Genomic DNA, 23,590 nt, shown 5'->3' on the forward strand with positions numbered 1-23,590 from the left:
CTCAGCCGATCAGCCCGCGTGCGAATTCGCGCACGGCTGGGCCGATATCGTCGCGAGCAAGCGCCAGCGCGAGGTTGGCCTGGATGTAGCCGGCCTTGTCGCCACAGTCGTAGCGCTGGCCCTCGAACGTGCAGCCATGGAACGGCTGATTGCCGATCAGCTGCGCCATCGCGTCGGTCAACTGGATTTCGCCGCCCGCACCCTTCACCGGATTGTCGAGGATCTTCATGACTTCGGGCTGGAGGATGTAGCGGCCGGGGATCATCAGGTTCGACGGCGCGGTGCCGGCGGCCGGCTTTTCGACCAGCGCGGTCACTTCGGTCAGCTTGCCGTCGCGCTTGCCCGGTGTGATGATGCCGTATTTGTCGGTTTCGCTGTCCGGCACTTCGAGCGCGCCAATGACGTTGCCGCCGACCTGTTCATACGCCTGGACCATCTGCTTCATGAAGTTGGGGGTGCCGACCATCAGCTCGTCCGGCAGCAGCACGGCAAAGGGCTCGTCGCCCACGATCTCGCGCGCGCACCACACCGCATGGCCAAGGCCCAGCGGTTCCTGCTGGCGGACATAGACGGGCGAGCCGGGCTTTTGCCGGATGCCTTCGATCAGCGCCAGGCTCTTGCCGCGCGCCTTCATCGTCGCTTCGAGTTCGTAGGAGATGTCGAAATGATCCTCGAGCGCGCCCTTGCCGCGACCGGTGACGAAGATGATCTGTTCGATTCCCGCTTCCAGCGCTTCCTCGACCGCATATTGAATCAGCGGCTTGTCGACGACCGTCAGCATCTCCTTGGGCATCGACTTGGTCGCCGGCAGGAATCGCGTGCCGAGACCGGCGACGGGGAACACGGCTTTACGAACTGGCTTGATGGTCACGATGGTCTCCCTCCAGGAAGGCGTTTAGTCGTGTCGATGCGATTAAAAACGGTGAAATTCGTCCGCCCTGTCTCACATTTAGATGTTGCGCCGCAACATGATTTGCCTATCGAGCCGATGGCCGCGTGTCTGTAAGACGTCGCCACTGTTAACGCCGAGGAGAAACCCAAATGCGCATCGCGATGATCGGTACCGGTTATGTCGGCCTGGTATCAGGCGCGTGCTTCTCCGACTTTGGCCATGACGTGGTGTGCGTCGACAAGGACGCGCGCAAGATCGAGCTGCTGCATCAGAATGTGATGCCGATCTATGAGCCGGGCCTGGCCGAACTGGTGTCGAGCAACGTCAAGGCCGGACGCCTGTCGTTCACCACCGATCTGGTCGAAGGCGTCAAGGGCGCGGACGCAGTGTTCATCGCGGTCGGAACGCCCAGCCGGCGCGGTGACGGACATGCCGACCTGTCTTACGTCTTCGCCGCGGCCGAAGAGATCGCCGGTGCGGTCGAGGGCCCGACCGTCATCGTCACCAAGTCGACCGTGCCCGTCGGCACCGGCGACGAGGTCGAGCGGATCATTGCGCGCGTTGCGCCGGACAAGGGCATCAAGGTCGTATCCAATCCCGAATTTCTGCGCGAAGGCGCGGCGATCGAGGATTTCAAGCGGCCCGATCGAGTGGTGGTGGGCAGCGAGGACGAGGCCGCGAGCGACGTGCTGCGCGGCATTTATCGCCCCCTGTCGCTCAACCAGTCGGCGCCGGTCATGTTCACCGGCCGTCGCACGGCCGAGCTCATCAAATATGCCGCCAACGCCTTCCTGGCGGTCAAGATCACTTTCATCAACGAGATCGCGGACCTGTGCGAAGCGGTCGGCGCCGACGTGCAGGAAGTGTCGCGCGGCATCGGCATGGACAATCGCATCGGGCGCAAGTTCCTGAACGCGGGCCCCGGCTATGGTGGATCGTGCTTCCCCAAGGACACGCTGGCGTTGATGAAGACCGCCGACGACCATGAATCGCCGCTGCGCATCGTCGAGGCGACGGTGCAGGTGAACGACAGCCGCAAGCGCGCGATGGGGCGCAAGGTCATCAAGGCGATGGGCGGCGACGTGCGTGGCAAGACCGTCGCGATCTTGGGCCTGACCTTCAAGCCCAATACCGACGACATGCGCGATGCGCCCTCGATCGCGGTCATCCAGACGCTGCAGGATGCCGGCGCGGTCGTGAAGGCCTATGACCCTGAAGGCGTCGAACAGGCCAGCAAGATGCTGAGCGATGTCGAATTCTCGAAGAACCCCTATGCTGCAGCGGAGGGTGCCGACGCGCTGGTGATCGTCACCGAATGGGACGAATTCCGCGCGCTCGACCTTGGCCGTATGAAGGGACTGCTCAATCGGCCGCTGCTGGTCGACCTGCGCAACATCTACCCGAGCGACGAGGTGCGCAGCGCGGGCTTCGAACTGGTCGGCATCGGCAAGGGCCGCACGGGGCTCTGAACCGGCCGGCGCGACGCGTGCAGGATGCGGAAACGCATCCGTGCGCGGCGCGGTCTAGAGCGTGATCCCGATCATGCCGGCTAGGTGCAGCAGCCAGTGCGGATAGTGCGGGCGGCCGTCGATCGCGATCTTTATGGCCACCATCGCGATGATGATCGCTAGCACGTTGAGCAGGAAACCAGCGATGCTGGGACGCTGTCCCAGCAGGCGACGCAGCAACAGCTCGAACAAGGCGGCAAGGGCGAGGGCAACAAACAGCTGAAGTCGGGTCTTCACGTCCGGCAGCAACGCCCGGGCAGCACCGGCCGTCAGCCCCACGATCAGTGCAGTGGCCAGACGGCCGCGCCACACGCTCACTGCGTGGTCGTGGTCCGCACCGCCTCAAGCATGCCCGGCAGCCACGCATTGCCTTCGCGCAGGCGGAAGGTGTTCGTATAAGCCCAGGCACAGCTTTGAATGCCGATAGAGGCATAGGCCGCGCTGACCGTGTCATAATATTTGACGCGCTCGCTCAGCGGCACTTCGGTCAGGTCGATCGCGCCATACTCGCCCATGAACGGCACGCGACCGGTGCGGGCGATATAGGCGCGCACCTTGTCGAGATTGCTCCTGATCTGCGTGACGTCGGTCGCGCTGCCGAACGTGCGGCCGATCGGCCAGAGCGTGCCGATCCAGGTCGCCCCCTGATGCGTGAAAGCGACCGGATCATAGTCGTGGAACGTCGGCACGATATAGGGGTCGCTCGGCATCGCCAGCGTGGCAAGGCTGTTAACGCCACTGGTGTTCTGGCCGGCGACGATCACCGGGCGCGTCGGGTTGGTCGTGCGGATCGCGGCCAGTGCGGGCGTCAGGATGCTGACGAGGTTGGTGTCGTTCAACGACAGGTTGGGTTCGTTAATCAGCTCGAACCAGATGCTCGACGGCGCACTGCTGAAGGCGGCTCCGATCTGACGCCACATTTCGGTAAAGCGGGCTGCCTGTGTCGCGGGGCTGGTATTCAGCTCCTCGTAATGATGCATGTCGAGGATGACATTGAGCCCCGCTGCATTCGCCCAGCCGATAATCCCCTGAACCTTTGCCATCCAGGCCGCGTCGATCGTGTAGGGCGCGGTGGTCTGGGCATGCGCCGACCATCGCACGGGGATGCGCACGGTGCGGAAGCCGGCATCCCGGATGATCGTGAAATCGGCGGCGACCAGCGCCCGGCCCCAGTCGATGCCGTCCGGCGTCTCGAGATGATTGCCCAGGTTGATGCACTTGCCAACCTTAAGCCGGATGCCAGTGGTGGGTTCCACCGCTGCGGTCGGCGTGAATCCACCGATCGCCGAAGGGGTGGGCGAGGGTGACGGCGACGGTGAGGGGGATGGCGAGGGTGAGGGACTGGGCGCTGGCGTCGGTGTCGGTGCGACGATCACGCCGCCGCCACTGCCGTCCGACGAGCCGGATCCACCGCAACCGGTGAGCGTGAGCAGGATCATGCTCGCGCCGAGGGACAATGACGACAGCTTGCCTCGCAACTCACGCCCTCCTGCACCGGTGCCAGCGGTTGTGCCTGCGAACACGCCGCGCCGCAACTGCGGACGTCACGGGTAGGCGAAGCGGTCCTTCAGTCGATTGAGCGGCCGCTCGACCAGGAACCAGGACAGGGTCGCCAGCGCATAGGTGATTGCGGCACCCGCCATGAACAGCGGCCAGCCGCGCGACTGGAACAGACCGAAGCGCGGGGCCAGCACCGTGAACATGAAGCCCATGACGAACAGGTGAAAGAGATAGGCACCATAGCTCACCCGGCCGAGGTAGCCGATGATCGGGTTCGCGAGCACCCAGCGCAACGGGCCGCGATATTTGCGAATTGCCAGCGCGATCAGCGCGGCGAACAGCGGGACGGTCAGAACCTCGGCAACGTGAGTGCCAAGCAGCGACCCTGTCACCAGGGCGACGATGATGCCGGCCCCGGCGGCGAGGCCGATCGCCGGAAACCAGCCGGGGATGCCGCGTCGGTGATGCAGGAGGGCGAGCAGCCCACCGCCTGCGAGCGCGTCAAGCGAGTTGGTCGGCACGGTCGTGTAGGCCAGCAGCTGCCAGGGTATCACCACCCGACCAATCACCGCGATCAGAATTGCGACCGCGCAAGCCAAGTCAAGCGCGCGGCGCGGCAGCAACAGCATGACCAGCGGCCAGACGAGGTAGAATTGCTCTTCGACCGACAGCGTCCACAGATGCGCCGTGATCCAAGGCACTTCCCAGCTGTTCTTGATCGCGACCAAGATGTTCGACAGATAGAGCAGATGCCACCAGGCATAGTCGCGCATGTCGAGCCAGTTGGCGGCCAGCGCGACGCCGATCAGCAGATAATAGGCCGGCCACAGCCTTAATGCGCGGCGGATATAGAAATTGCGGATGGGGTGCCCCGCGCCCTCGTCTCGCGCATCGCGGCCGCGCAGCAGGATGCCGGTGATGAGGAAGCCGGACAGGACGAAGAACAGTCGCACCCCGGCATGGCCCCACATCGTGCCGTCCTGGACGAAGTGCGTGTAGAATACGCCGAACACGGCAAAGGCACGCAGGCCGTCCAGTTGCGGCCAGCGGGCATAGCGGCCCGGCTGGCTGGCGCGGGCGGGCTGCGCGGGTCGAGCCAGGAACCGCCGCTTCAGCCATGCCCGCGCCGGGATGTCGAACCGCTTGGTCAGGATATGCGCCAGCAGGATGGTGAGCGGGATGACGATCCATCCCACGGTGCCGGTCTGTTGATAGTTGCGAGCGTCGGCGCCCTTGATCAGGAAGTTCAGTCCCTCGAACGAGAAGATCAGCGGCGCGTGCAGCACATAGACGCCATAGGAGATCGATCCCATCCATTCGCAGGCGGCGGCCAGACGCCCGCGCGCCACGCTCGATGCGCCGAACCACAGGAGCAGCGGGTTGAACAGGAAGACGGCGGCGGCGCAGAAGGTGCGCGCCCAGTCGGTATAGGCGCCGCAGACCAGCGCGGTCGCGATCAGCACGACCAGCGCGGGGAGCGAGGGGCGGGGCAGCTTGCCGTTGCGCCACAGCCATTGCAGCAGCACGCCGAGGAAGAAGGAGAAGAAGACCCGCGGGAAACAATACCAGAAGCCGAACCACCCGGTCATGTCCCCTTCCCAGGTCCGGATGCCATAGAGCAGGACCGGTCCCGAAATGGCGATCATCGCCAGCGCCACCCGCGGCCCCGCGCCGACCACGGTCATCACGGCATTCGCGATCAGCTAGAACGTCAGCGACCAGCCCGGCGGGTTGAGCGGGATCGAGGTGCCGAAATAGGGCAGGATCAGAAACAGGGGCGCGGTGACGATCGAGATGGCGAGCATCGTCCAGCCCCAGTCTGACCAGCCGAACCATGCCATGCCGATGCCCGCCGGGATCGTCATCGCACACCCGACCAGCCATAGCGGTTCGAACCGGATCAGCCGGGCGATCATGAACTGCTTGCGCTGCGTCCAGCTGCCCAGCCGGTCGGCATAGCTATAGGCAAGGACGAAGCCGCTGAGTCCGAAGAATAGATCGACCGCGACGGCGGCGAGCGGGAACAGAAAGGCGGCGTGCATCGCCATCACGATCAACGCGGCGACGCCGCGCATGCCGTCGAGCACGGGAAAGCGATGCTGCGTGTCGGTCGTTGTCCCCGCCCACCCCCCCCTGGCCGCGATCACATTCACCGGGGCATGGCGAGTCAATCGAGTTGCGCGCGACCAACACGGCCGGTCGCCCGAAACGGGACGGTCGCGCTCAGCCGCGCAGGCCCTGGCACACCTGAGCGAATTGCGTCGCGTGCGCGACATCGAGCGGTTCGAGCAGCATCGGCTTGATCGTGGACAGGGCGGCCAGATCGAGTTCCCACCATCGCGAGTCTTCCAGAATGGCCTGCACTTCGGGCGAAAACCGTTTGCGTAGCACCTGGGCCGGGACGCCGCCGACGATCGTGTAGGGCGGCACATCGCGCGTCACGATCGCGCCGGCGGCCAGCACTGCGCCATTGCCGACCCGGTGACATTCGCTGAGGATCGTCACGCGATCACCAATCCAGACATCGTGGCCGATGACCAGCGGGTTTTCGCGGTCGAGCGGGATGGTATCGACTGGCACCATGCCCAGTTTGGCGTTGTAGAAGAAGGGATGCTGAGTCGCGCGCTCGATCGGGTGATTGCGGCGGCGGACGATCAGCTCCTGTCCGACCGAGCACCAGCGTCCGATCACCGTGCCCGGCGGCATGCGGCCACGATCCAGGATCGGGCCATAGGAATAGTCGCCGACTTCAACGCCATGATGTTTCAACAGCATACGACGCAGGGTCGACGACCGCATCTCGCCGCCCTCCCAACGTCGGACAAGCCGCTTGAACAGGCCATGTGCGCGTCCGGGATACAGACGTTCAAGCAAAGCCGTACGCATCCCGCTCATCCGATCTACCCCTCGCCCTGGCCCGGTGCCGTTGGTATCTGGCCAACGGGTCGGTAAAGCGCGCGATGACGCAGTGCAACCGACGGTTGCCATCGGACAGGCGGCATGCGAAACGTCGCAACTCGCCGCGACACAGCCCACGGGAGACTTGCTATAATTCTGGCCGCGTTGATTCGCGCGAGAACGCGCCCGGTGGCGATGGCCGCGTCGGCGGTTGCGCTTGGATTGGCGACGTTTGGCCTGACCATGGTCGTGAGCCGGTCGTTTGCGGTCGCCGGCGAGCTGGGGGCTGGCGGACGCGAAGCCGTGGTTGGCGATGCCGCGCAACTGACCGCCGCGCTCCGCGCGGCGACGCCCGGCCGCGCGATCCTGCTCAAGCCCGGCACCTATGCGCCGGTCGCGCTGCGCGGGATCACACCGGCGGGGATGGTCACGGTGCGTTCGCTCGATCCGGCAAAGCCGGCGATCCTGAACGGGATCAACCTGCGCGACAGCGGAAATCTGACCTTTTCCGACCTGGTCTTTCAGTCGTCGGGCTCGCCGAAACAGGACGCATTCCTGTTCAACGGGACTCGCAATCTGCGGTTCGAGCGGCTGAAGGTGACGGGTCAGGACGGCCCGGACGGCTATCTCGACAAGTCGATGTTCATCCGCAACAGCCAGCAGATCGCGATCACGAACAACGAGTTCACTCATGCCTGGATTGCGCTGTCGCTGCTCGACACGCAGCAGGTCAGCGTGACGTCCAATTACTTCCACGGTCTGCGCATGGATGGCGTGCGCGGCGGAGGCAATTCGGATATCGAGATTGCGTACAATGTGCTGGCGGATTTCAAGACCGCGCTGCCCGATCATCCCGACGGCATCCAGTTCTGGACCACCCGACAAAACGCTGCCGCGAGCAACATCCGGATCGTCGGCAACGTCATCATGCGCGGCCAGCAGGGGGCGGCGGTGCAGGGCATCTTCATGAACGATGAGGCAAAGAACCTGCCTTATCGCAACGTGACGATTGCCGACAATCTGGTCATCGGCGGCATGTTTCACGGCATCAATCTCGCACATGCGACGGGCGCGGTGCTGAGCGGCAACACGGTCGTTGCCTTTCCCGACCAGAAAAGCTGGATTCGCGCCAATGGCAGCGACATCGACTTGAAGAACAATCGCGCGCCGATCTTCGTGCTGAACAATGCCCGCCTGAAGCGCGTGGGTAACGGCAATGCGATCACGCAAATGGCGAACGACGGGGGCAGGCGGGCCCTGGTGTCATGGGCCAGCGGTCGCGACCTTGCGCGCTATCACGCATCGGCCCGCCCCTTGCTGCGGAGGCAATGACATGGCGACGTATATAGCCGCCGAAACCGTTTACCCGGCGGGGGCCGCGCGCGCCGTTCCATCTGCCGCGCGCGTGCTGCTGATCAAGGCGAAGGGTGGCCTTGGCAATCGCATGCTGTCCGCCGTGACGGGGATTGCGCTGGCCGAGCTGGGCGGGCGGGCACCGGTGATCGACTGGCGGGACGGCATGTACCTGCCGGTGGGCGAGAACCTGTATCCGGCCCTGTTCGAAGATCCGGTCGGTATCGATCCAGCCCAATTCGACATGCGCGAGGATGTCGCGCCCGCGCTATGGTCCGGGCGGCTCAGCGAGCAGCCGGTCAACATCATCAGCCGCAATTTCCCGACCAAGCATCGCAGCCCGTTCATCTATCGCCGGCTGTCGATTGATCTCAACGGCCCCGATCCCGCGCCGCCGATCGGCGTCTTCTGGTCCTATCTGCCCAAGATTTTGCGCATGCGTGCGAAACTGCAGCGCAACCCGCGCTTTCGCGGCAAATCGATCGATGCGATCATGCACGATCTGCTGGCCCGCTACTTCACGCCCAACGCCGAGGTGCGCGCGGAGGTCGAACGGATTTTTGCCGGTCGCAAGCGTCCGGTGATCGGTGTGCATATCCGCTTCACCGACCGCAAGGCACCCTTGCCAAAGATCGAAGCCGCGCTGCGCAAGCTGCGTAGCGACATGCCAAACAGCGACATCTTCCTGGCTACCGACAGTGCCGAGGCACAGAACTATATCCTCGCCCGCTTCGATCGCGTCTTCGCCATCGAAAAGCAGATGGCCACTGCCGGCCAGGCATTGCACTTTTCCCAAGGCGGAATGACCGATGCCCTGCGTGAGGCACAGAACGCGCTGATCGACATGTGCGCGCTGGCGCAGAGCGACTGGTTGATCCATTCGCGCCATTCGACCTTTTCGGTGGTGGCCAGCCTGATCGGGGGCATTCCGGAGGCGAAGCAGATCGATGTCGACCGCCATAATGCGAAGGTCGTGGTGAAACGCTGGTTTCAGGCATACGCATGACAGAATTTGATACGGGTTGGGCATCTAACCGCATTTCACGATAGTTTTTTGCGTTGCAGCATGAGGTGATATTGGTAAGGCTCAGGCCACATTTCATGGAAATTGGGGGCGAACGTGTCTGGTAAGATTGCGCTTATCACGGGTGTGACAGGGCAGGACGGCGCCTATCTCGCCCAACTGCTGCTCGAAAAAGGCTATGAGGTTCATGGCGTCAAGCGGCGCTCTTCGTCCTTCAACACCGGGCGGATCGAGGATATCTATCAGGACCCGCATGTCGAGGATGCCCGGTTTCACCTCCATTACGGCGACCTGACCGACTCAACCAACCTGATCCGGATTGTTCAGGAGACTCAGCCGACCGAGATCTATAATCTCGCGGCGCAGAGCCACGTGGCGGTCAGCTTCGAAACGCCGGAATATACGGCGAATGCCGATGGTATCGGCACGCTGCGCCTGCTTGAGGCGATCCGCATCCTGGGCCGCGAGGCGGTGACGCGCTTTTATCAGGCATCGACGTCCGAACTGTATGGCCTGGTTCAGGAAGTGCCGCAGCGCGAGACGACGCCATTTTATCCGCGCTCGCCCTACGCGGCGGCCAAGCTCTATGCCTATTGGATCGTGGTCAATTATCGCGAAGCTTATGGCATGCATGCCTCCAATGGCATCCTGTTCAATCATGAAAGCCCGCTGCGCGGCGAGACGTTCGTGACGCGCAAGATCACGCGGGCGGCGGCTGCGATTTCGCTGGGTCGTCAGGACAAGCTGTATCTGGGCAATCTCGACGCCAAGCGCGACTGGGGCCATGCCCGCGAATATGTGCGCGGCATGTGGCTGATGATGCAGCAGGACGAACCGGACGATTACGTGCTGGCGACCGGCGTGACCACGCCGGTGCGCACCTTCGTCGAATGGGCGTTCGTCGATGTCGGCATCCCGCTCGAATGGAAGGGTGAGGGCGTCGAGGAAAAGGGCTATTGCCAGAAGACCGGCAAATGCCTGGTCGAGGTCGATCCGCGCTATTTCCGGCCGACCGAGGTCGACCTGCTGATCGGCGATTCAAGCAAGGCGAAGGAAAAGCTGGGCTGGGTGCATGAGACCAGCCCGCGCGATTTGGCGCGCGAGATGGTGCAGGCCGATCTTCAGGTGATGAAGGATGCCCCGATCGGCAAGGGCGCCTGACGATGGCGACCGATCTCCTTTATGATCTACGCGGCCGGCGCGTCTTTATCGCCGGTAGTCGCGGCATGGTGGGATCGGCGCTTGTCCGCCGGCTGGCGAGCGAGGATTGCGAGGTCTTGACCGCCGGGCGTGACGTGCTCGACTTGCTGGACCAGCACGCGGTGCGCGACTGGTTCGCGGCGGAGCGGCCGGACACGGTGATCGTCGCGGCGGCAAAGGTCGGCGGCATCCTGGCGAACGACAGCTTGCCTGCCGATTTCCTCTATGACAACCTGATGATCGAGGCGAACCTGATCGAGGCGGCGCATCGCTTCGACGCGGCCAAGCTGTTGTTTCTGGGATCGTCGTGCATCTATCCCAAGCTGGCACCGCAGCCGATCCACGAGGATTCGCTGCTGACCGGCCCGCTCGAGCCGACGAACGAATGGTATGCGATCGCCAAGATTGCCGGGATCAAGCTGGCACAGGCCTATCGCAAGCAGCATGGTCGCGATTTCATCTCCGGCATGCCGACCAACCTCTATGGTCCGGGCGATAATTTCGACCTGCGTTCAAGCCATGTGATGCCGGCGCTGCTCCGCAAGGCGCACGAAGCGAAGCTGAACGGCGCGCCGAGCATTGAGATCTGGGGCACGGGCACGCCGCGTCGCGAATTCATGCATGTCGACGACCTGGCCGATGCCTGCGTCTTCCTGCTCAAGCACTATTCCGACGCGCCGCACGTCAATATCGGGTCCGGCGAGGATGTGACCATCGCCGAACTGAGCCAGCTCGTGGCCGAGGTGGTCGGGTTCATGGGCGGCATCGAGCACGACCTGTCGAAGCCCGATGGCACGCCGCGCAAGCTGATGGACAGCGGGCGCCTCGCCGCGCTTGGCTGGACGCCGAAAATCGGGCTGAAGGCGGGCATCGGGGACGCGTATCGGGCGTTTCTGGAGGCGGCAGATAATGTGCGTTGCGTGGCGTGACCCTGCCGGCGATCGCGGTGCGACGGCCGGTGGCGACCCGGCGGTAGCCTCATTCAGCGGTGCCCGTTGCCGAGACGGGCGGGGACGTTGAGCATCGGCTCGTCTTCGCGAAAGGCAGGGGGCGCCGCGGTCGCGCTGCGTAACCGGCGGCTGGTGCGCAATCGCGCCGACGGCGCCATCGGCGAGACGCCACTGGCGGGGACACAGATCGCTGCAGACATGTCACCCCTTGTCGTCGCGCCGCCGGCAAGCCCGCTGGCCAAGGCCGCGCTGGGGCTGTTCATCGTCACGCTGTTCCTGCCGAACATCTATTCGCTCGGCCCCATCAACCTCTCGCCGACGCTCATCTTGCTCGCCATTGCGTTCATCCCGTTGCTGGCGATGTGCCTGCTCGGCAAGCCCTACAAGATATTCCTGCCGGATTATCTGGTGCTGGGGTTTGCGTTCTGGGCGGTGGGCACACGCATTGTGCTGCTTGGCGCATCTTCGCTGGAAGCGATCGGCCTGGTGCTGTTGCAGACCGCTTCGGGTTATCTGTTCGGGCGCGTACTGGTGCGCGACGTTGCGAGCACGCGCTTTGCCTTTGGCATGGCGGTGGGTGGCGTCCTCGTCATGACGCTGCCGCTCGTTCTTGAATCAGTGACCGGCGCGAAGCTATTGCTCAACGCCGCAAGCGTATTGGGCCCTACGCTTACCCCGACTCATATGGATCCGCGGTGGGGGCTGCAGCGTGCGCAGGGGGCGTTCGAACATCCCATCTTGCTCGGCGTCTTCTGCGCGAGCATCGTCTCGATCAGCGGCTATATGTTCCGCCGCGACGGCAACAGGGTATTGCGCTGGGTCGGGCCGCCTGCTGCGGTGGTGTCGGGAGTCATGTCGTTCTCGACCGGCGCGTTGCTGAGTATGAACATCCAGTTCGGACTGATGCTGTGGGGCTATCTGTTCCGGTCGGTGAAAAACCGTTGGAAGATTCTCATCTGGCTGGTGATCGCCGCCTATGTGACGGTCGATCTGCTCTCCAACCGAACGCCATTCCATGTGTTCGTCGATTACGCGACGTTCAATTCGCAAAGCTCTTACAACCGCATCCTGATCTGGGAGTTCGGGTCGGCGGCGGTGATGGGCGCGCCGATCCTGGGCCATGGCACGGATGACTGGGAACGGCCGAGCTATATGAGCCCCAGCATGGACAATTTCTGGCTGGTCATCGCCTATCGCTACGGCCTGGTGGGCCTAGCCCTTCTCGCGGCCGCTGCGCTGGTGATCATCATTCGCATGTCACGCCGGAGCGGCCCGAGCGAGGTGGTCGATATGATGCGGCGGGGGGCGATCTTTTCGCTGGTGGGCACGATCGTCGCGATCGTCAGCGTCCACCTCTGGAATAACGTCTATGTGTGGTTCATGTTTGTGCTGGGTGCCGTGAGTTGGATGGCTCGGCCAGAAAGCGCGACCAGTGAACTTGTCCCCGATCACGCGCCGGCAAGCGAACCCAGGGCGCGGTCAGCACGGGAATTGCGGATGGCGCTGTCGCGTCGGCGCGCTTGAGCGGGCTCGCTTTGGCGGCGGGCATCGCCGCGACGTACAAGGGTTAAACGCCATGCGCGTGTTGCGATCGGGCATGCTGGTGCTTGCGGCGAACCTGACTGAAGTGCTTAGCGCCCTGGTCCGCAACCTTATTCTCGCACGTCTGCTCACGGTTGAGCAGTTCGGCATCGCGGCGACCTTTGCCATCCTGATGACGCTGGTCGAGACGTTCCAGAATGCCGGACTCAACCGGATGATCGTCCAGGATCCGGAGGCGATGCAGCCGCATTTCATGGCGAGCCTGCATGGCACGCAGCTAGTCATCGGCGTGGCGGCGGGCGTGTTGATGGCGATCCTTGCCTGGCCGTTTGCATGGGCGATGGATACGCCCACGCTGGTCGTTGCCTATCTGACGATGGCGGTGATCCCACTGTGCACCGGCTTTACGCATCTCGAGACATTCCGCGCGCAGCGTGAGGGGCGGTTCGCGCCACAGGCGTTGCGCTCCTTCATCTCGCAGCCGATCGGGGTGCTCGCCGTGTGGCCGGGCTTTTGGTGGTTTGGCGATTACCGCGCGGCGCTAGTGGCGATCTTTGCTCAGCAGCTGTCGGCGATCGTCCTGACTCACGTCGCCGTCCGCGAACGTTTCGCGCTCGCCTATGATCGCGACATCTGGCGTCGCGCCTTTGCCTTTGCCTGGCCGCTGACGTTGAACGGCTTTCTCATGTTCTGGGTGGTCAACGGCGATCGCATGGTTGTGTCGAACCGTTTCGGCGCGGCGACGCTGGCGTGGCTCAGCGTTGCGCTGATGCTCACCATGATGCCCGCAAATCTAGTCGCGCGCACTGTCCAGACGCTGGCGCTCCCCGCGCTGGCGCGAAACCAGCACGATGGTCGCCAATTCGCCAAGCTGTACAATATGACGACGACCAGTCTGGCACTCGTCGGCGTGAGCATGACGCTAGGCCTGGTTCTGCTGGGCAAATATGTCCTGCTGATCCTGTTTGGAGAGCGGTATCTGCCTGCGCAGGCATTGCTGGGGCTGGTTGCCTGCATGAATGGGGTGCGGCTGATCCGAGCTGCACCCGTAATAGCGGCGATGGCGCGTGGCGAAACGCGCAATCCGCTCTATGCCAACATCATCCGCGCCTGCGCCATTCCGCTTGCCTTTGCCGCGGCTTGGCAGACTGGCGACCTGACATTGATGCTCGGCGTCGGCATCGGTGGGGAGGTCGTCGCTGCGATTGCCTCCGGTGTGCTTGCATGGCGCCATGTTCGCGTTCCTGGCCGGCAATATCTGATTTGCACTGCTCTGGCGCTGTGCGCGATGGTCGGTGCTCTCGCGATCCCAAGCTTGGGTTGGTGGGCCGGCATGCCGACCGCAACGGGCATGGCTGGCCTCGTCATCATCGGCGCTGTTCAATGGCGGGGCATGAAGGGGCGGCGGTAGGGGTTGCGTGGGCGGGGATTTTCATCGACTGCTGGGCGACGCTTTAGCCGAGGGGTAAACATGGGCTGGTTTTCACGCTGGTTTCGCCAGGACGAGGACGATATCGCCGACGCGTACGGCGATGCCGAGCCGTCCGTCCTGCGCGGCGAAGGTCCAGCACGGCGCCAGCGCAAGATCCTGCCTCGTTTTCGCGGGACGGCCAGCGACCAGGTTCGATCCGGGACGCGCATGCAGGACCGCATCCGCATCAAGCTGCGTTCCGCCTTCACGCCATCGCGACCGGTCATGGACGAAGCGATGTTCGCGGGGCGGACCAAGCTGCTCGAAACGCTGATCCGGTCGATCGAGGAACAGCATCTGCACCTGGTGCTGTTCGGATCACGCGGAATCGGCAAGACGTCGACGCTGCATGTGCTGTCCAGCATCGCCCAGGACGCGCGCTATGTCGTGCGCTATATCCCGTGCGGCGAGCGGACCGAATTCGACGAGCTGTTCCGCACGATCCTGGCCGAAATCCCGCTTTTGTACCACGAAAGCTATGACCCGACCTCGTCGGAGATCGAGGAGGGGCTCTCCTTTGCCGATCTCGTCAGCGATACGCCGTTGACGGTCGCGCTCCTGAGCGATTTGCTGGCGAAGGTGTCCAGCACGCGATTGTTGATCGTGCTCGACGAATTCGATCGCGCGCACAGCGTCGAATTCCGCCGTGCGGTTGCCGAGCTGATCAAGAACCTGTCGGATCGCGGCAGTCGCGTCCAGCTGGTGATCGCGGGCGTCGCGCAGAACCTGACCGAGATCATCGAGCATATACCGTCGATCCGCCGCAACATCTTGGGCGTGCAGATTCCGAACATGACGGATGAAGAGATCCGCGAACTGATCAACAACGGCCAGTCGGCAAGCGGCATCGAATTCGACGGCGACGCACTGCGGGTCATCACCGACGTGGCGCTGGGCCTGCCCTATCTTGCCAGTCTGCTGAGCCAGCATGCCTGCCTCGCCGCGCTGGATCGCGATGCCCGGGTGGTCGGGCGCAAGGATGTCGAACGCGGCCTTGAACAGGCGCTGGAGGAAATCGAACTGCGTATCGCCCCGGCGATGCGGCATCGCATCCAGACCGCGTTCGCATCTGGGCGGGAGAAGGACCTTGGCCTGCTCGCGCGACTGGCGCTGCTCAACAGCGGGCGGCTGGACTTCGCGCAGGTCGAAGCCGCCGTATCGACCAGCCTGCGCGGCAAGGATTATCTCGAGGCGCGGGCGGCGGAGCACGGGCTGGTCGCGCGTATCCCCGACGATCATTCGGAAGCCTACACCTTTGTCGATGATGGCGTTCCGCTATTCCTGTGGATGCGGCTGACCAACGACCATGTGCTGCGGCCGCTGCTGCTCAAGAACCGGGTCGAATCGACGGTGGGCCGCGAGCAGCGTTAAAAGTCGGTCAGAAACGAGCCGACGAGCCGGATGCGGTCCGTTTCAAGCTGTTCGATGAAGTCCTTGACCTCTGACAGATAGGTGACGTTGCGGCGCGCCACGATCAGGGCGTAGCGCACGCTCAATGCCACGCGGCGCGCATCCGTGCTGCCGCCATGCGCGGGCGTGTCCACGATCGTGAATTCAAAGTCGCGCATGCAGTCGTCGATCACCTGCTTGAACTGGCGCGTGGCGATGAGTTGCGAGGCACGGGCGTCCTGACCGCCAGCGTAAAGAACCGACAGGTTTGGCAGGATCTCATGACGAACCTCGTCCGTCTGCATCTCTGAATCGGACGTCAGCAGCTGTTGCAGCCCGGTCGCGGGCGTGAACGGCTGGATCATCTGTTCAACGCCCGGCTGATGCAGATTGGCATCGACCAGCAGCGTGTTGATGCCGGCCTGAGCAAAGGCGACCGCGAGATTAACGGACACGGTCGTGCACCCGGCCCCCACGCCGGGGGAACAGATCGCAAGACCGCGACGGCCGTCGCGCACATGGCCCGCCATCAAGTGCGTATGTAGCGAGCGGATGCCCTCCGCCTCGGGACTGTCCGGGCGCGACAGCGTCACGATCCGGCGCGAGAAGCGATAGTCAGGTGCCGGCGTCGTGGCCGCCGCAGGCGCATCGGGTTCGGGCGTCGGCACGGCAGCGGCCGGGGCCATTTCCGAATTGATGTCGATCGTCTCGTTCATGTCCGCGCACTTTCCGCGTTCGATAGGCCGAGCCAGCCAAGCAGGCCCGATTGTTCCGTGGCGGCTGCGCTGGGCGACATCGTACCGATCACCGGCAGCCCGTCGATCTGCAAGTCCTCTACCCCACGCACGCGCCGGAAGAGGATTTCAAGCAGCAGCGCCAGCACGACGCCGAGCGCGGCACCAACGGCAAGGCCCGCCAGCACGAACAGGAACAACCCCGGCGTCGACGATACCTGCGGCGTTGCCGTCGAGCCAAGCCGCTGGAAGCCGGTATCGGTCGATTGCGCCTGCAACTGGAAGTCAGCCGAACGCTGCATCGTCTTGGTCACCTGGTCGCGCAGGACGGAGACATCGCCCGCGAGCCGCTGCGCCTCACCGACCAGGCCGCGCTGCGCCAGCACCTTCTGCGTTTGCGCCGAGAGCATGCTGGACAGGGAGGGGCCGCTGGACACGGGGCGCGACGCGGCGCGTGACGCCGCCATCTCACGCCCGGCAGCTGCGGCGAGCGCCGAACGCTGCTGTTGAAGCGCAATGATGTCCGGGTGGTTTGCGCCGAGCGTGCGACGCGCCGACGCGAGCTGGGCATCGACCTGGGCGAGTTGTGCCGCCGAGGGCGATGAAACCGCACCGCCAACCGATACCGACGGCATCGGGGCGGCTGGGGCGGTGCCGGCGATCGCGCGCAGCTTGGCCGATTCGGCGTCGGTATTGTCGTCCTGAAGGACGATATTATTGGCCTTTTCGAACTGCGCCTTGCGCCCCTCCGCAGCGGCCAGCCGCTGCTTCAATTCGGTGGCTTGGCGAGAGAACCATTCCGCGTTGCGCGCCGCTTCCTGGCGCTTTCCGTCCAGCGTCTCCATCAGAAACGCATCGCGCAGCGCGTCGGCCCCGCGCCGGGCGGCGTCGGGCGTGGTCGAGGTATATGCGATTTCCAGGATCGGGGTGTTGCGAATGAGGTAGGCGTTGGTGTTATTGGCGACCTGGCTGGCGAAATAGCTTCGCATCGTGACCTGGTCGTCCTTGTTGTTGCGCAGGAATTGCGCGCGGAGCGAGGGGGCCTTTTCCCATCCCAGCGCATCGACCACCCGGCCGGTAACGCGGATATCCCGGATCAGTTCGACCTGAGCGGTGACATAGCTTTCCAGCGTCTTGGGCGGCGTCGCGACCCCGGTGACGGGGTCCGGGCGAAGCATGTCGACGACCAGACGCGCGCGCGCCGCATACTGGTTCGGCATCATCTTGGCGACGATGGCGCCCGCGACGATCCCGAGCAGGACCATCGCGAGGATGACGTAGCGCCGTGCTTTCAGCATGCGCCAGATCTGCATGGGACCCATAAAGTTCAGCCTTAGAAGAAGCGTTCGCCGACCACGATCACATCGTCGGGCTGAACTATTTCAGTCGGTTTAACGCGCGCGAGTTCCGTGCTGCCGCGCGTGATCTTGACCCGCTTGCTCGATCCGATCGCGGTCAGGCCGCCACCATAGCTGAGCGCCATCTGGACCGTCATGCCCTGAACGATCGGGTAGGTGCCGGGCTTGTTCACCTGACCGTTGATGTAGAACACCTTGGCCGGGGCGACGTAGACCTTGTCCCCGTCCGCGACCATCGGATCCCCCTCCGGACCCGCGGTGGCGATCCGCCGCAGTGACAGGTCGACCGATTTGCCGTCCGGACGCGTGAGCGTGATCGTGTCGATCGTATCGCTCGCCACGCCGCCGGCGCGCGCGATGATTTCCGACACGCGGTAGGACCGATCGATCGGCACCACGCCGGGCTGACGCACCTGCCCCAGCACAGTGACGTAGCGGCTGGCGAAGCTGACCACGGTTACGTTGACGGCGGGATCAGCGAAATACTGCCCCTTCACCAGTTCTCCACGAACCTGATTGCGCAGTTCGAGCACGCTACGGCCGGCCGCCGGCACATTGTTGATGAAGGGTAACAGGATGGTGCCGTCCTCCTGAATCTGGACGCGGGCCAGATATTCGGGACGCCCGATCACGGAAACCTCGACCACGTCGCCGCGGCCCAGGATATAGCGTTCCCGCTCAACCGTATTGCGTGCCGGGTCCGATGCCGTCGCGCTGGCGGGCGGCGCCACAGGGGTCTGGGCCGCCGCCGGCATCACCGTGGTGACCGCCACCGCCATCAGGCACGCCGCGATCCACCGCTTGAACAGGCTCACCATAATTTCGCTTTCCCACGACAAGTTCGCAAATCGGACGACAGGACCCTTTGCAGGGAGATTCCCATAACGCGGCACGACGGCATACCGCAACGCAACACGTCGCACGAGTCCGCATCGATATAAAGGCGATTGCTGCCGGGGCAAATCATTGTCCGCTACCCCATGTACCATAACGCGACCGGTGAACTTTCCGGCAAGCATTTCGCCAACAGCGCGTTTTTCTACCTTTTCATCGTGACTGGCCGCTTAACCAATGGTCGGAAATCCAGATTAACAGGTAGGGCCATAGATCGAGACCGGGACAACGGCGCGCGACAATCGGTCGCGGCACAACAACCGGGGCAGACTGAGATCATGGCGACCATCATCGTTTCTACCGCGGCGCAGCTGATGGCCGCGGCGGCAAAGGTCCGCCCAGGCGATACCATCGCGCTGGAAGGCGGCAGCTATACCAACATTAACCTGCGCAACATGGACTTTCACGGCGTCACGATCACGTCGGTGGACCCGTCCAAGCCAGCGGAGCTTACCGGCCTCAAGGCGATCAACGTCAGCGGCCTGACGTTCACCAACCTGACCTTTGCCGACAAGACGCCCGCCACGGCCTATGACTTCGAAATCAAAAATTCGAAGGACATTGCGTTCGATCATGTCGTCATCAAAGGCGCGGATGGGGCCAGCGGCTATGATTCGAACCCGTTCATGGTGCGCAGCAGCGAGAATGTGTCGATCACCAATTCGGAGATCACGCACCTTCGCTATGGCATCAACATGCTCGATAACACCGGCGTGGTGGTGAAGGGCAATTACTTCCACGACATCCGCGCCGACGGCATCCATGGCGGCGGCCTGTCGAACATCGACATTTCGTCGAACCTGTTCACGAACTTCCGCCCGCAACCGGGCGACCACGCCGACGCGATCCAATTCTGGACCGCCAACCAGACGACCAGCGCGTCCAACATCTCGGTCACAAACAACGTCGTGCTGCGCGGCGATGGCGGCCCGATCCAAGGCATCTTCATGGGCGACGAGGTCGACACCCTGCCCTATAAGAACGTTCTGATTTCCGGCAATCTGATCGTCGGCGGCCTGTTCAACGGCATCTATGTCGAGCGCGCCGATGGGCTGACGGTGACCAACAACAGCGTGGTCGGCTATACCGACCAGGCGTCGTGGATCCGGGTCAATGACGCCACCGTGCTCGATGGCAATGTCGCGCAGGTCTATATCCTTGACGGTGTGACGCAGGCGGTGAGCCCGAAGAACAACGCCATCACCTTGCCGGTCTATGACGGCGGCTCGGCTTTGGCGAACACGTGGCTTGATGCTCATCCCGAGGCGCAGGCGTTGTTGAAGGGTAGCGCCGTGCTGAAGGGGGTCTATGCCGACCTCGCGCAGCTCGCCAGCGCGCCGCCGCCGCCGGTCCCGGTCACGACCGTCCAGGGCACCGACGGCGTCGATCGGCTCAAGGCCGTGGCGGTCGGGGACAGCGTGCTGATCGGCGGCAATGGCAACGACTCGCTGACGGGCGGCGCCGGCCATACGCGAATGGAAGGCGGCAAGGGCGACGACGTCTATTACGTCAATTCCGATCGCGACACGGTGATCGAGCGGGCCGGCGAAGGCAACGATACGGTCTATACCACGATCGACTATCGGCTGGTCGACAATGTCGAGACGCTGCGCCTCGCCGCGACGAACCTGACCGTCCATGGCAATGATCTGGACAACCGCATAGTCGGCAGTGACGGCGTCGATCATATCCATGGCGGGGCTGGCAACGACAACCTGATGGGCCAGGGCGGCAACGACTTCCTGTACGGTGGCGACGGCGACGACACGCTTAACGGCGGCAGCGGCGACGACTGGCTTGAAGGGGGCGTGGGCGCTGACATGTTGCAGGGCGGCGAAGGCGATGACTGGCTGTTCGGTGGTGACGGCGACGATACGCTGGAAGGCGGCGTGGGCAACGATGTGATGTCGGGCGGCGCGGGCAAGGACATGTTCCTGTTCCGTCCGACCGATCTGGGCGGCTATGACAAGATCACCGATTTTTCGACCGCACAAGGCGATCGCATTGGCCTGTCGCTGATCGACGCGGTCGCTGGCACCGCTGCCAACGAGGCGTTCAAGTTCGTCGGCACGGCGGGCTTCAGCAAGACGGCCGGCGAATTGCACTATGTCGTCAAGGATGGCGGCGTCCTGGTCGAAGGCGATGTGAATGGCGACGGCGTGGCCGACCTGTCGATTTTTCTGCAGGGCGTAAGCTCGGTGACCGCAAAGGACTTCATCCTCTGACAGACAGCGGTTCTTGAACAACCCGAACGGCCGGCGTCATGCCGGCCGTTCCCATTTCGGGCCTCACCCGCCAGTGTGTGTGGCCGCTTCATTGTTGCGGTGCAAAAGGCTAGTGCGCTAGGAGGCCCGGCGGCGCAGGCTGGATTTCACGCATCGATGGAGCACTTCGCGGATGAACAGCAAGACCGGTCCTGTCGTATCCCGGCCGCCGCGCGAACCGTCCGACGCTCGGCCTATCACGATCGGACTGCTGTGGCATTCGCTCAACTCCGGTAATCTCGGCGTCGGCGCGCTGACCGTCGCGAACCTGTCGATCGCGCGGCAGGTAGCCGATGAGATGGGGCTGAAGCCGCAGTTCGTGGTCATGGCCCCGCGCGACCGTGGGACGCCAGCGATGACGATCCCCGATACGCGCGTGTTCGAGATCGATCGCAAATCGATGACGCGCCGCGACGGCTTTTGGCGGACCGTGGGGGACGTCGATTGTGTGCTGGATATCGGCGCGGGCGACAGTTTCGCCGACATTTACGGGCCCCGGCGGTTTGCGTTTCTGTGGCTGACCAAGGCGATGACAATCGCGCGCCGCGTGCCGCTCATCCTGTCGCCGCAGACGATCGGTCCTTTCACCAAGCCGGCCTATAAAGCGCCCGCCGCCTGGGCGATGCGCAAGAGCCGCCTCGTGCTGGCGCGGGACGAGAAGTCGCGCGACGTGGCAATGCGGATGGCGCCGGACGCCAACGTCAAGCTGTCGGTCGATGTCGCTTTCGTCTTGCCGTTCGAGGATCGTTCGGTGCAGCGCGGCGGCCCAAAGCTGCGGGTCGGCATCAATGCGTCCGGGCTGTTGCTGCACGAGGCGGAAAGCGGCCGAAACCGTTTCGGTCTGTCGTACGACTATGCCCAGTTCACCCGCGCGTTGCTGTCCGAATTGACGGCCCGTGACGATGTCGAAGTGCATCTGGTGCCGCATGCCACGAGCAACAACGACATCGCGGACGACGACGGCGCGACCGCCGATCGGCTGGCAGCGGAATTCCCCGGCGCGATCCGGGTGCCCAATTTCGCCGACCCGCCCGCCGCGAAAAGCTATATCTCCAGCCTCGACTTCCTGGTCGCGGCGCGGATGCATGCCTGTATCGGCGCCTTTTCGGCCGGAACGCCGGTCGTTCCGGTCGCCTATAGCCGCAAGTTCAGCGGCCTGTTCGGGTTGCTGGGCTATGACGCGATGATCCCGGTCACCGGGCTGGACACCGACGGTGCGCTGGCGTTCGTTCGGCAAGCGATTGCCGAACGTGCCGGCCTGGCAGCCAAGGCGCGGGCGGGGATGGCGCGGGTGAACGCGTTGCTTGACGTCTATCGCGAGGAATTGCGCGCATTGTTCCGCGACGCGGTGGAGCGCCGCCGGTGATCGCCCGCTCGCCCACCGTCGAGCGGGTATTGAAGGGGGAATTGTGCAGCGGCTGCGGGCTGTGCGCGGGCGTATCGAATGGTGCGATCGCCATGCGTTCGGCCGAACCAGGTTTTGCCCGCCCGCAACAGACCGCGCCGATCACCGAAGAAGCCGAGCGCGTCATCGCCGACAGCTGCCCCGGATCGCGCGTCGCGCCGTGGGCGGACGGGCCGAACCGCAACCCGTATTGGGGACCAGCGCGCGAGACGCTGACCGGCTTTGCGCAGGATCCGGCTGCACGGCACGCCGGCGCATCGGGCGGGGCCCTGTCGGTCCTGGCGATCCACGCGCTGGAAAGCGGCGTGGTCACGCGGGTGCTGCATGTCGAAGCGGACCCCGGCGAACCGACCGGCAACCGCATGCGCTGGTCGCGCAACCGCGACGAGGTGCTGGCCGGCGCGGGATCACGCTATGCCGCCTCGTCGCCGCTCGAATTCATCGACGCGGCATTGGGCGAGGGGGAGCGTTTCGCGTTTATCGGGAAGCCGTGCGATGTGTCGGCGCTGCGTCAGCTGGCCCGGCATGACCCCCGCGTCGATCAGCTTATTCCGATCAAGCTGTCTTTCTATTGCGGTGGCTTGCCCAGCCGCGCGGGCGCGCATCGGGTGATCCGGGCGATGGGATTGGAGCCGGACGAGGTCGTCGCGTTTCGCTATCGCGGCAATGGCTGGCCGGGCCTGACACTGGCGGAGACGCGTGGCGGCGATATGGGCGAGATGCGCTATGCCGACAGCTGGGGCGCGCACCTGTCCAAGGAAGTCCAGTTCCGTTGCAAGATCTGTCCCGACGCGGTCGGCGCGGTGGCGGACATCGCGTGCGCGGATGCGTGGTATGGGGAGGGCGGCTATCCCAGTTTCGAGGAGCAGGACGGTCGCAGCCTCATCCAGGTGCGGAGCGAAGCCGGCGAGGCGCTTTATCGCTCGGCGGTTGCGGCGGGCGTGCTTTCGGCCGAACCGCTTGGCGTCGATCAGATCGAGCTGATGCAACCCTCGCAGGCAAATCGCAAACGGTTGGTCTCATCGCGCACCGCCGCTTGCCGCGTGATGTTTCAACCAGTGCCGGCAATGGCCGGGCTGGACGTGGGAAAGGCCGCGAAACTGGCGCCGATGGCGATGCGACTCCGCAATTTCCTTGGCACGATTTCGCGTATATTGAAGGCGAAACGCTGATCGGCCGCGACGCTGGCCGCGTCGCGACGGCGAGGG

The 23,590-nt window shown here is 64.1% G+C and carries 21 protein-coding genes; 12 read left to right on the forward strand and 9 right to left on the reverse strand.

What is annotated here, in order from left to right:
* Position 1: 1 nt before the first annotated feature.
* The gene (gene galU / locus BFL28_RS17100) at positions 2–871 is read right to left on the reverse strand and encodes a UTP--glucose-1-phosphate uridylyltransferase GalU (protein WP_069321724.1); all 870 of its coding nucleotides are present in this window, start codon (positions 869–871) and stop codon (positions 2–4) included.
* Between the two features lie 170 nt (positions 872–1,041).
* On the opposite strand from galU, the gene BFL28_RS17105 reads away from it, so the two are divergent.
* Complete coding sequence (locus BFL28_RS17105; RefSeq protein WP_069321725.1) at positions 1,042–2,361, forward strand: UDP-glucose dehydrogenase family protein; 1,320 nt, start codon at positions 1,042–1,044, stop codon at positions 2,359–2,361.
* Positions 2,362–2,415: 54 nt separating this feature from the next.
* Here BFL28_RS17105 and BFL28_RS17110 read toward each other — a convergent pair whose 3' ends face one another.
* On the reverse strand, positions 2,416–2,718 hold the full coding sequence (locus BFL28_RS17110; protein ID WP_131818681.1) for a hypothetical protein: 303 nt from the start codon (positions 2,716–2,718) through the stop codon (positions 2,416–2,418).
* Positions 2,715–3,656, reverse strand: coding sequence for a glycoside hydrolase family 5 protein (locus BFL28_RS17115; protein ID WP_241527379.1), 942 nt, complete (start codon positions 3,654–3,656; stop codon positions 2,715–2,717). The genes BFL28_RS17110 and BFL28_RS17115 overlap by 4 nt, the downstream gene beginning before the upstream one ends.
* Between BFL28_RS17115 and BFL28_RS21205 the strand changes: the two genes are divergently transcribed.
* The gene (locus BFL28_RS21205) at positions 3,646–3,954 is read left to right on the forward strand and encodes a hypothetical protein (RefSeq protein ID WP_173655787.1); all 309 of its coding nucleotides are present in this window, start codon (positions 3,646–3,648) and stop codon (positions 3,952–3,954) included. The genes BFL28_RS17115 and BFL28_RS21205 overlap by 11 nt on opposite strands.
* Here BFL28_RS21205 and BFL28_RS20370 read toward each other — a convergent pair.
* From BFL28_RS20370 to BFL28_RS21020, 3 genes are all read right to left on the reverse strand, one after another.
* Positions 3,945–5,585 carry an acyltransferase family protein gene (locus tag BFL28_RS20370; protein WP_079247247.1) on the reverse strand — a complete coding sequence of 547 codons (1,641 nt, stop codon included), beginning with the start codon at positions 5,583–5,585 and terminating at the stop codon, positions 3,945–3,947. The two genes, BFL28_RS21205 and BFL28_RS20370, sit on opposite strands and share 10 nt — an antisense overlap.
* Before the next feature lie 18 nt (positions 5,586–5,603).
* Complete coding sequence (locus tag BFL28_RS21015; RefSeq protein WP_069321727.1) at positions 5,604–6,053, reverse strand: acyltransferase family protein; 450 nt, start codon at positions 6,051–6,053, stop codon at positions 5,604–5,606.
* Positions 6,054–6,123: 70 nt separating this feature from the next.
* Positions 6,124–6,795, reverse strand: coding sequence for a CatB-related O-acetyltransferase (locus tag BFL28_RS21020; protein WP_173655788.1), 672 nt, complete (start codon positions 6,793–6,795; stop codon positions 6,124–6,126).
* 252 nt (positions 6,796–7,047) lie between these two features.
* Here BFL28_RS21020 and BFL28_RS17135 point away from each other — a divergent pair, with 252 nt between their 5' ends.
* From BFL28_RS17135 to BFL28_RS17165, 7 genes are all read left to right on the forward strand, one after another.
* On the forward strand, positions 7,048–8,130 hold the full coding sequence (locus BFL28_RS17135) for a right-handed parallel beta-helix repeat-containing protein (RefSeq protein WP_173655789.1): 1,083 nt from the start codon (positions 7,048–7,050) through the stop codon (positions 8,128–8,130).
* 1 nt (position 8,131) lies between these two features.
* Positions 8,132–9,157 (forward strand): nodulation protein NodZ, encoded by a 1,026-nt coding sequence (locus BFL28_RS17140; protein ID WP_079247251.1) that lies wholly within the window; start codon positions 8,132–8,134, stop codon positions 9,155–9,157.
* Positions 9,158–9,271: 114 nt separating this feature from the next.
* Positions 9,272–10,336, forward strand: coding sequence for a GDP-mannose 4,6-dehydratase (gmd, locus tag BFL28_RS17145; protein WP_069321811.1), 1,065 nt, complete (start codon positions 9,272–9,274; stop codon positions 10,334–10,336).
* 2 nt (positions 10,337–10,338) lie between these two features.
* Positions 10,339–11,304 carry a GDP-L-fucose synthase gene (gene fcl / locus BFL28_RS17150; RefSeq protein WP_069321729.1) on the forward strand — a complete coding sequence of 322 codons (966 nt, stop codon included), beginning with the start codon at positions 10,339–10,341 and terminating at the stop codon, positions 11,302–11,304.
* A gap of 87 nt (positions 11,305–11,391) precedes the next feature.
* On the forward strand, positions 11,392–12,849 hold the full coding sequence (locus BFL28_RS17155; RefSeq protein ID WP_069321730.1) for an O-antigen ligase family protein: 1,458 nt from the start codon (positions 11,392–11,394) through the stop codon (positions 12,847–12,849).
* 52 nt (positions 12,850–12,901) lie between these two features.
* The gene (locus tag BFL28_RS17160) at positions 12,902–14,278 is read left to right on the forward strand and encodes an oligosaccharide flippase family protein (RefSeq protein WP_069321731.1); all 1,377 of its coding nucleotides are present in this window, start codon (positions 12,902–12,904) and stop codon (positions 14,276–14,278) included.
* Positions 14,279–14,338: 60 nt separating this feature from the next.
* Positions 14,339–15,709, forward strand: a complete 1,371-nt coding sequence (locus BFL28_RS17165) for an nSTAND1 domain-containing NTPase (protein ID WP_069321732.1) — start codon at positions 14,339–14,341, stop codon at positions 15,707–15,709.
* Here BFL28_RS17165 and BFL28_RS17170 read toward each other — a convergent pair.
* The 3 genes from BFL28_RS17170 to BFL28_RS20810 are packed head-to-tail and all read right to left on the reverse strand — an operon-like array spanning position 15,706 to position 18,634.
* A complete protein-coding gene (locus tag BFL28_RS17170; RefSeq protein WP_069321733.1) occupies positions 15,706–16,443 on the reverse strand; it encodes a CpsD/CapB family tyrosine-protein kinase in 738 nt (245 codons plus the stop codon). The genes BFL28_RS17165 and BFL28_RS17170 overlap by 4 nt on opposite strands.
* Complete coding sequence (locus BFL28_RS17175; protein WP_206599140.1) at positions 16,440–17,774, reverse strand: GumC family protein; 1,335 nt, start codon at positions 17,772–17,774, stop codon at positions 16,440–16,442. Before BFL28_RS17175 ends, BFL28_RS17170 begins: the two co-directional genes overlap by 4 nt.
* A 20-nt stretch (positions 17,775–17,794) precedes the next feature.
* Complete coding sequence (locus BFL28_RS20810) at positions 17,795–18,634, reverse strand: SLBB domain-containing protein (RefSeq protein ID WP_173655790.1); 840 nt, start codon at positions 18,632–18,634, stop codon at positions 17,795–17,797.
* Between the two features lie 357 nt (positions 18,635–18,991).
* Between BFL28_RS20810 and BFL28_RS17185 the strand changes: the two genes are divergently transcribed.
* The 3 genes from BFL28_RS17185 (at position 18,992) to BFL28_RS17195 (ending at position 23,554) form a co-directional block, all read left to right on the forward strand.
* On the forward strand, positions 18,992–20,938 hold the full coding sequence (locus BFL28_RS17185) for a right-handed parallel beta-helix repeat-containing protein (protein ID WP_069321736.1): 1,947 nt from the start codon (positions 18,992–18,994) through the stop codon (positions 20,936–20,938).
* A gap of 172 nt (positions 20,939–21,110) precedes the next feature.
* Complete coding sequence (locus BFL28_RS17190; protein ID WP_069321737.1) at positions 21,111–22,343, forward strand: polysaccharide pyruvyl transferase family protein; 1,233 nt, start codon at positions 21,111–21,113, stop codon at positions 22,341–22,343.
* A complete protein-coding gene (locus tag BFL28_RS17195) occupies positions 22,340–23,554 on the forward strand; it encodes a Coenzyme F420 hydrogenase/dehydrogenase, beta subunit C-terminal domain (protein WP_079247253.1) in 1,215 nt (404 codons plus the stop codon). Before BFL28_RS17190 ends, BFL28_RS17195 begins: the two co-directional genes overlap by 4 nt.
* Positions 23,555–23,590: the final 36 nt, after the last annotated feature.

This window comes from Sphingomonas turrisvirgatae (assembly GCF_001721295.1).
GTDB classification, from domain to species: domain Bacteria; phylum Pseudomonadota; class Alphaproteobacteria; order Sphingomonadales; family Sphingomonadaceae; genus Sphingomonas; species Sphingomonas turrisvirgatae.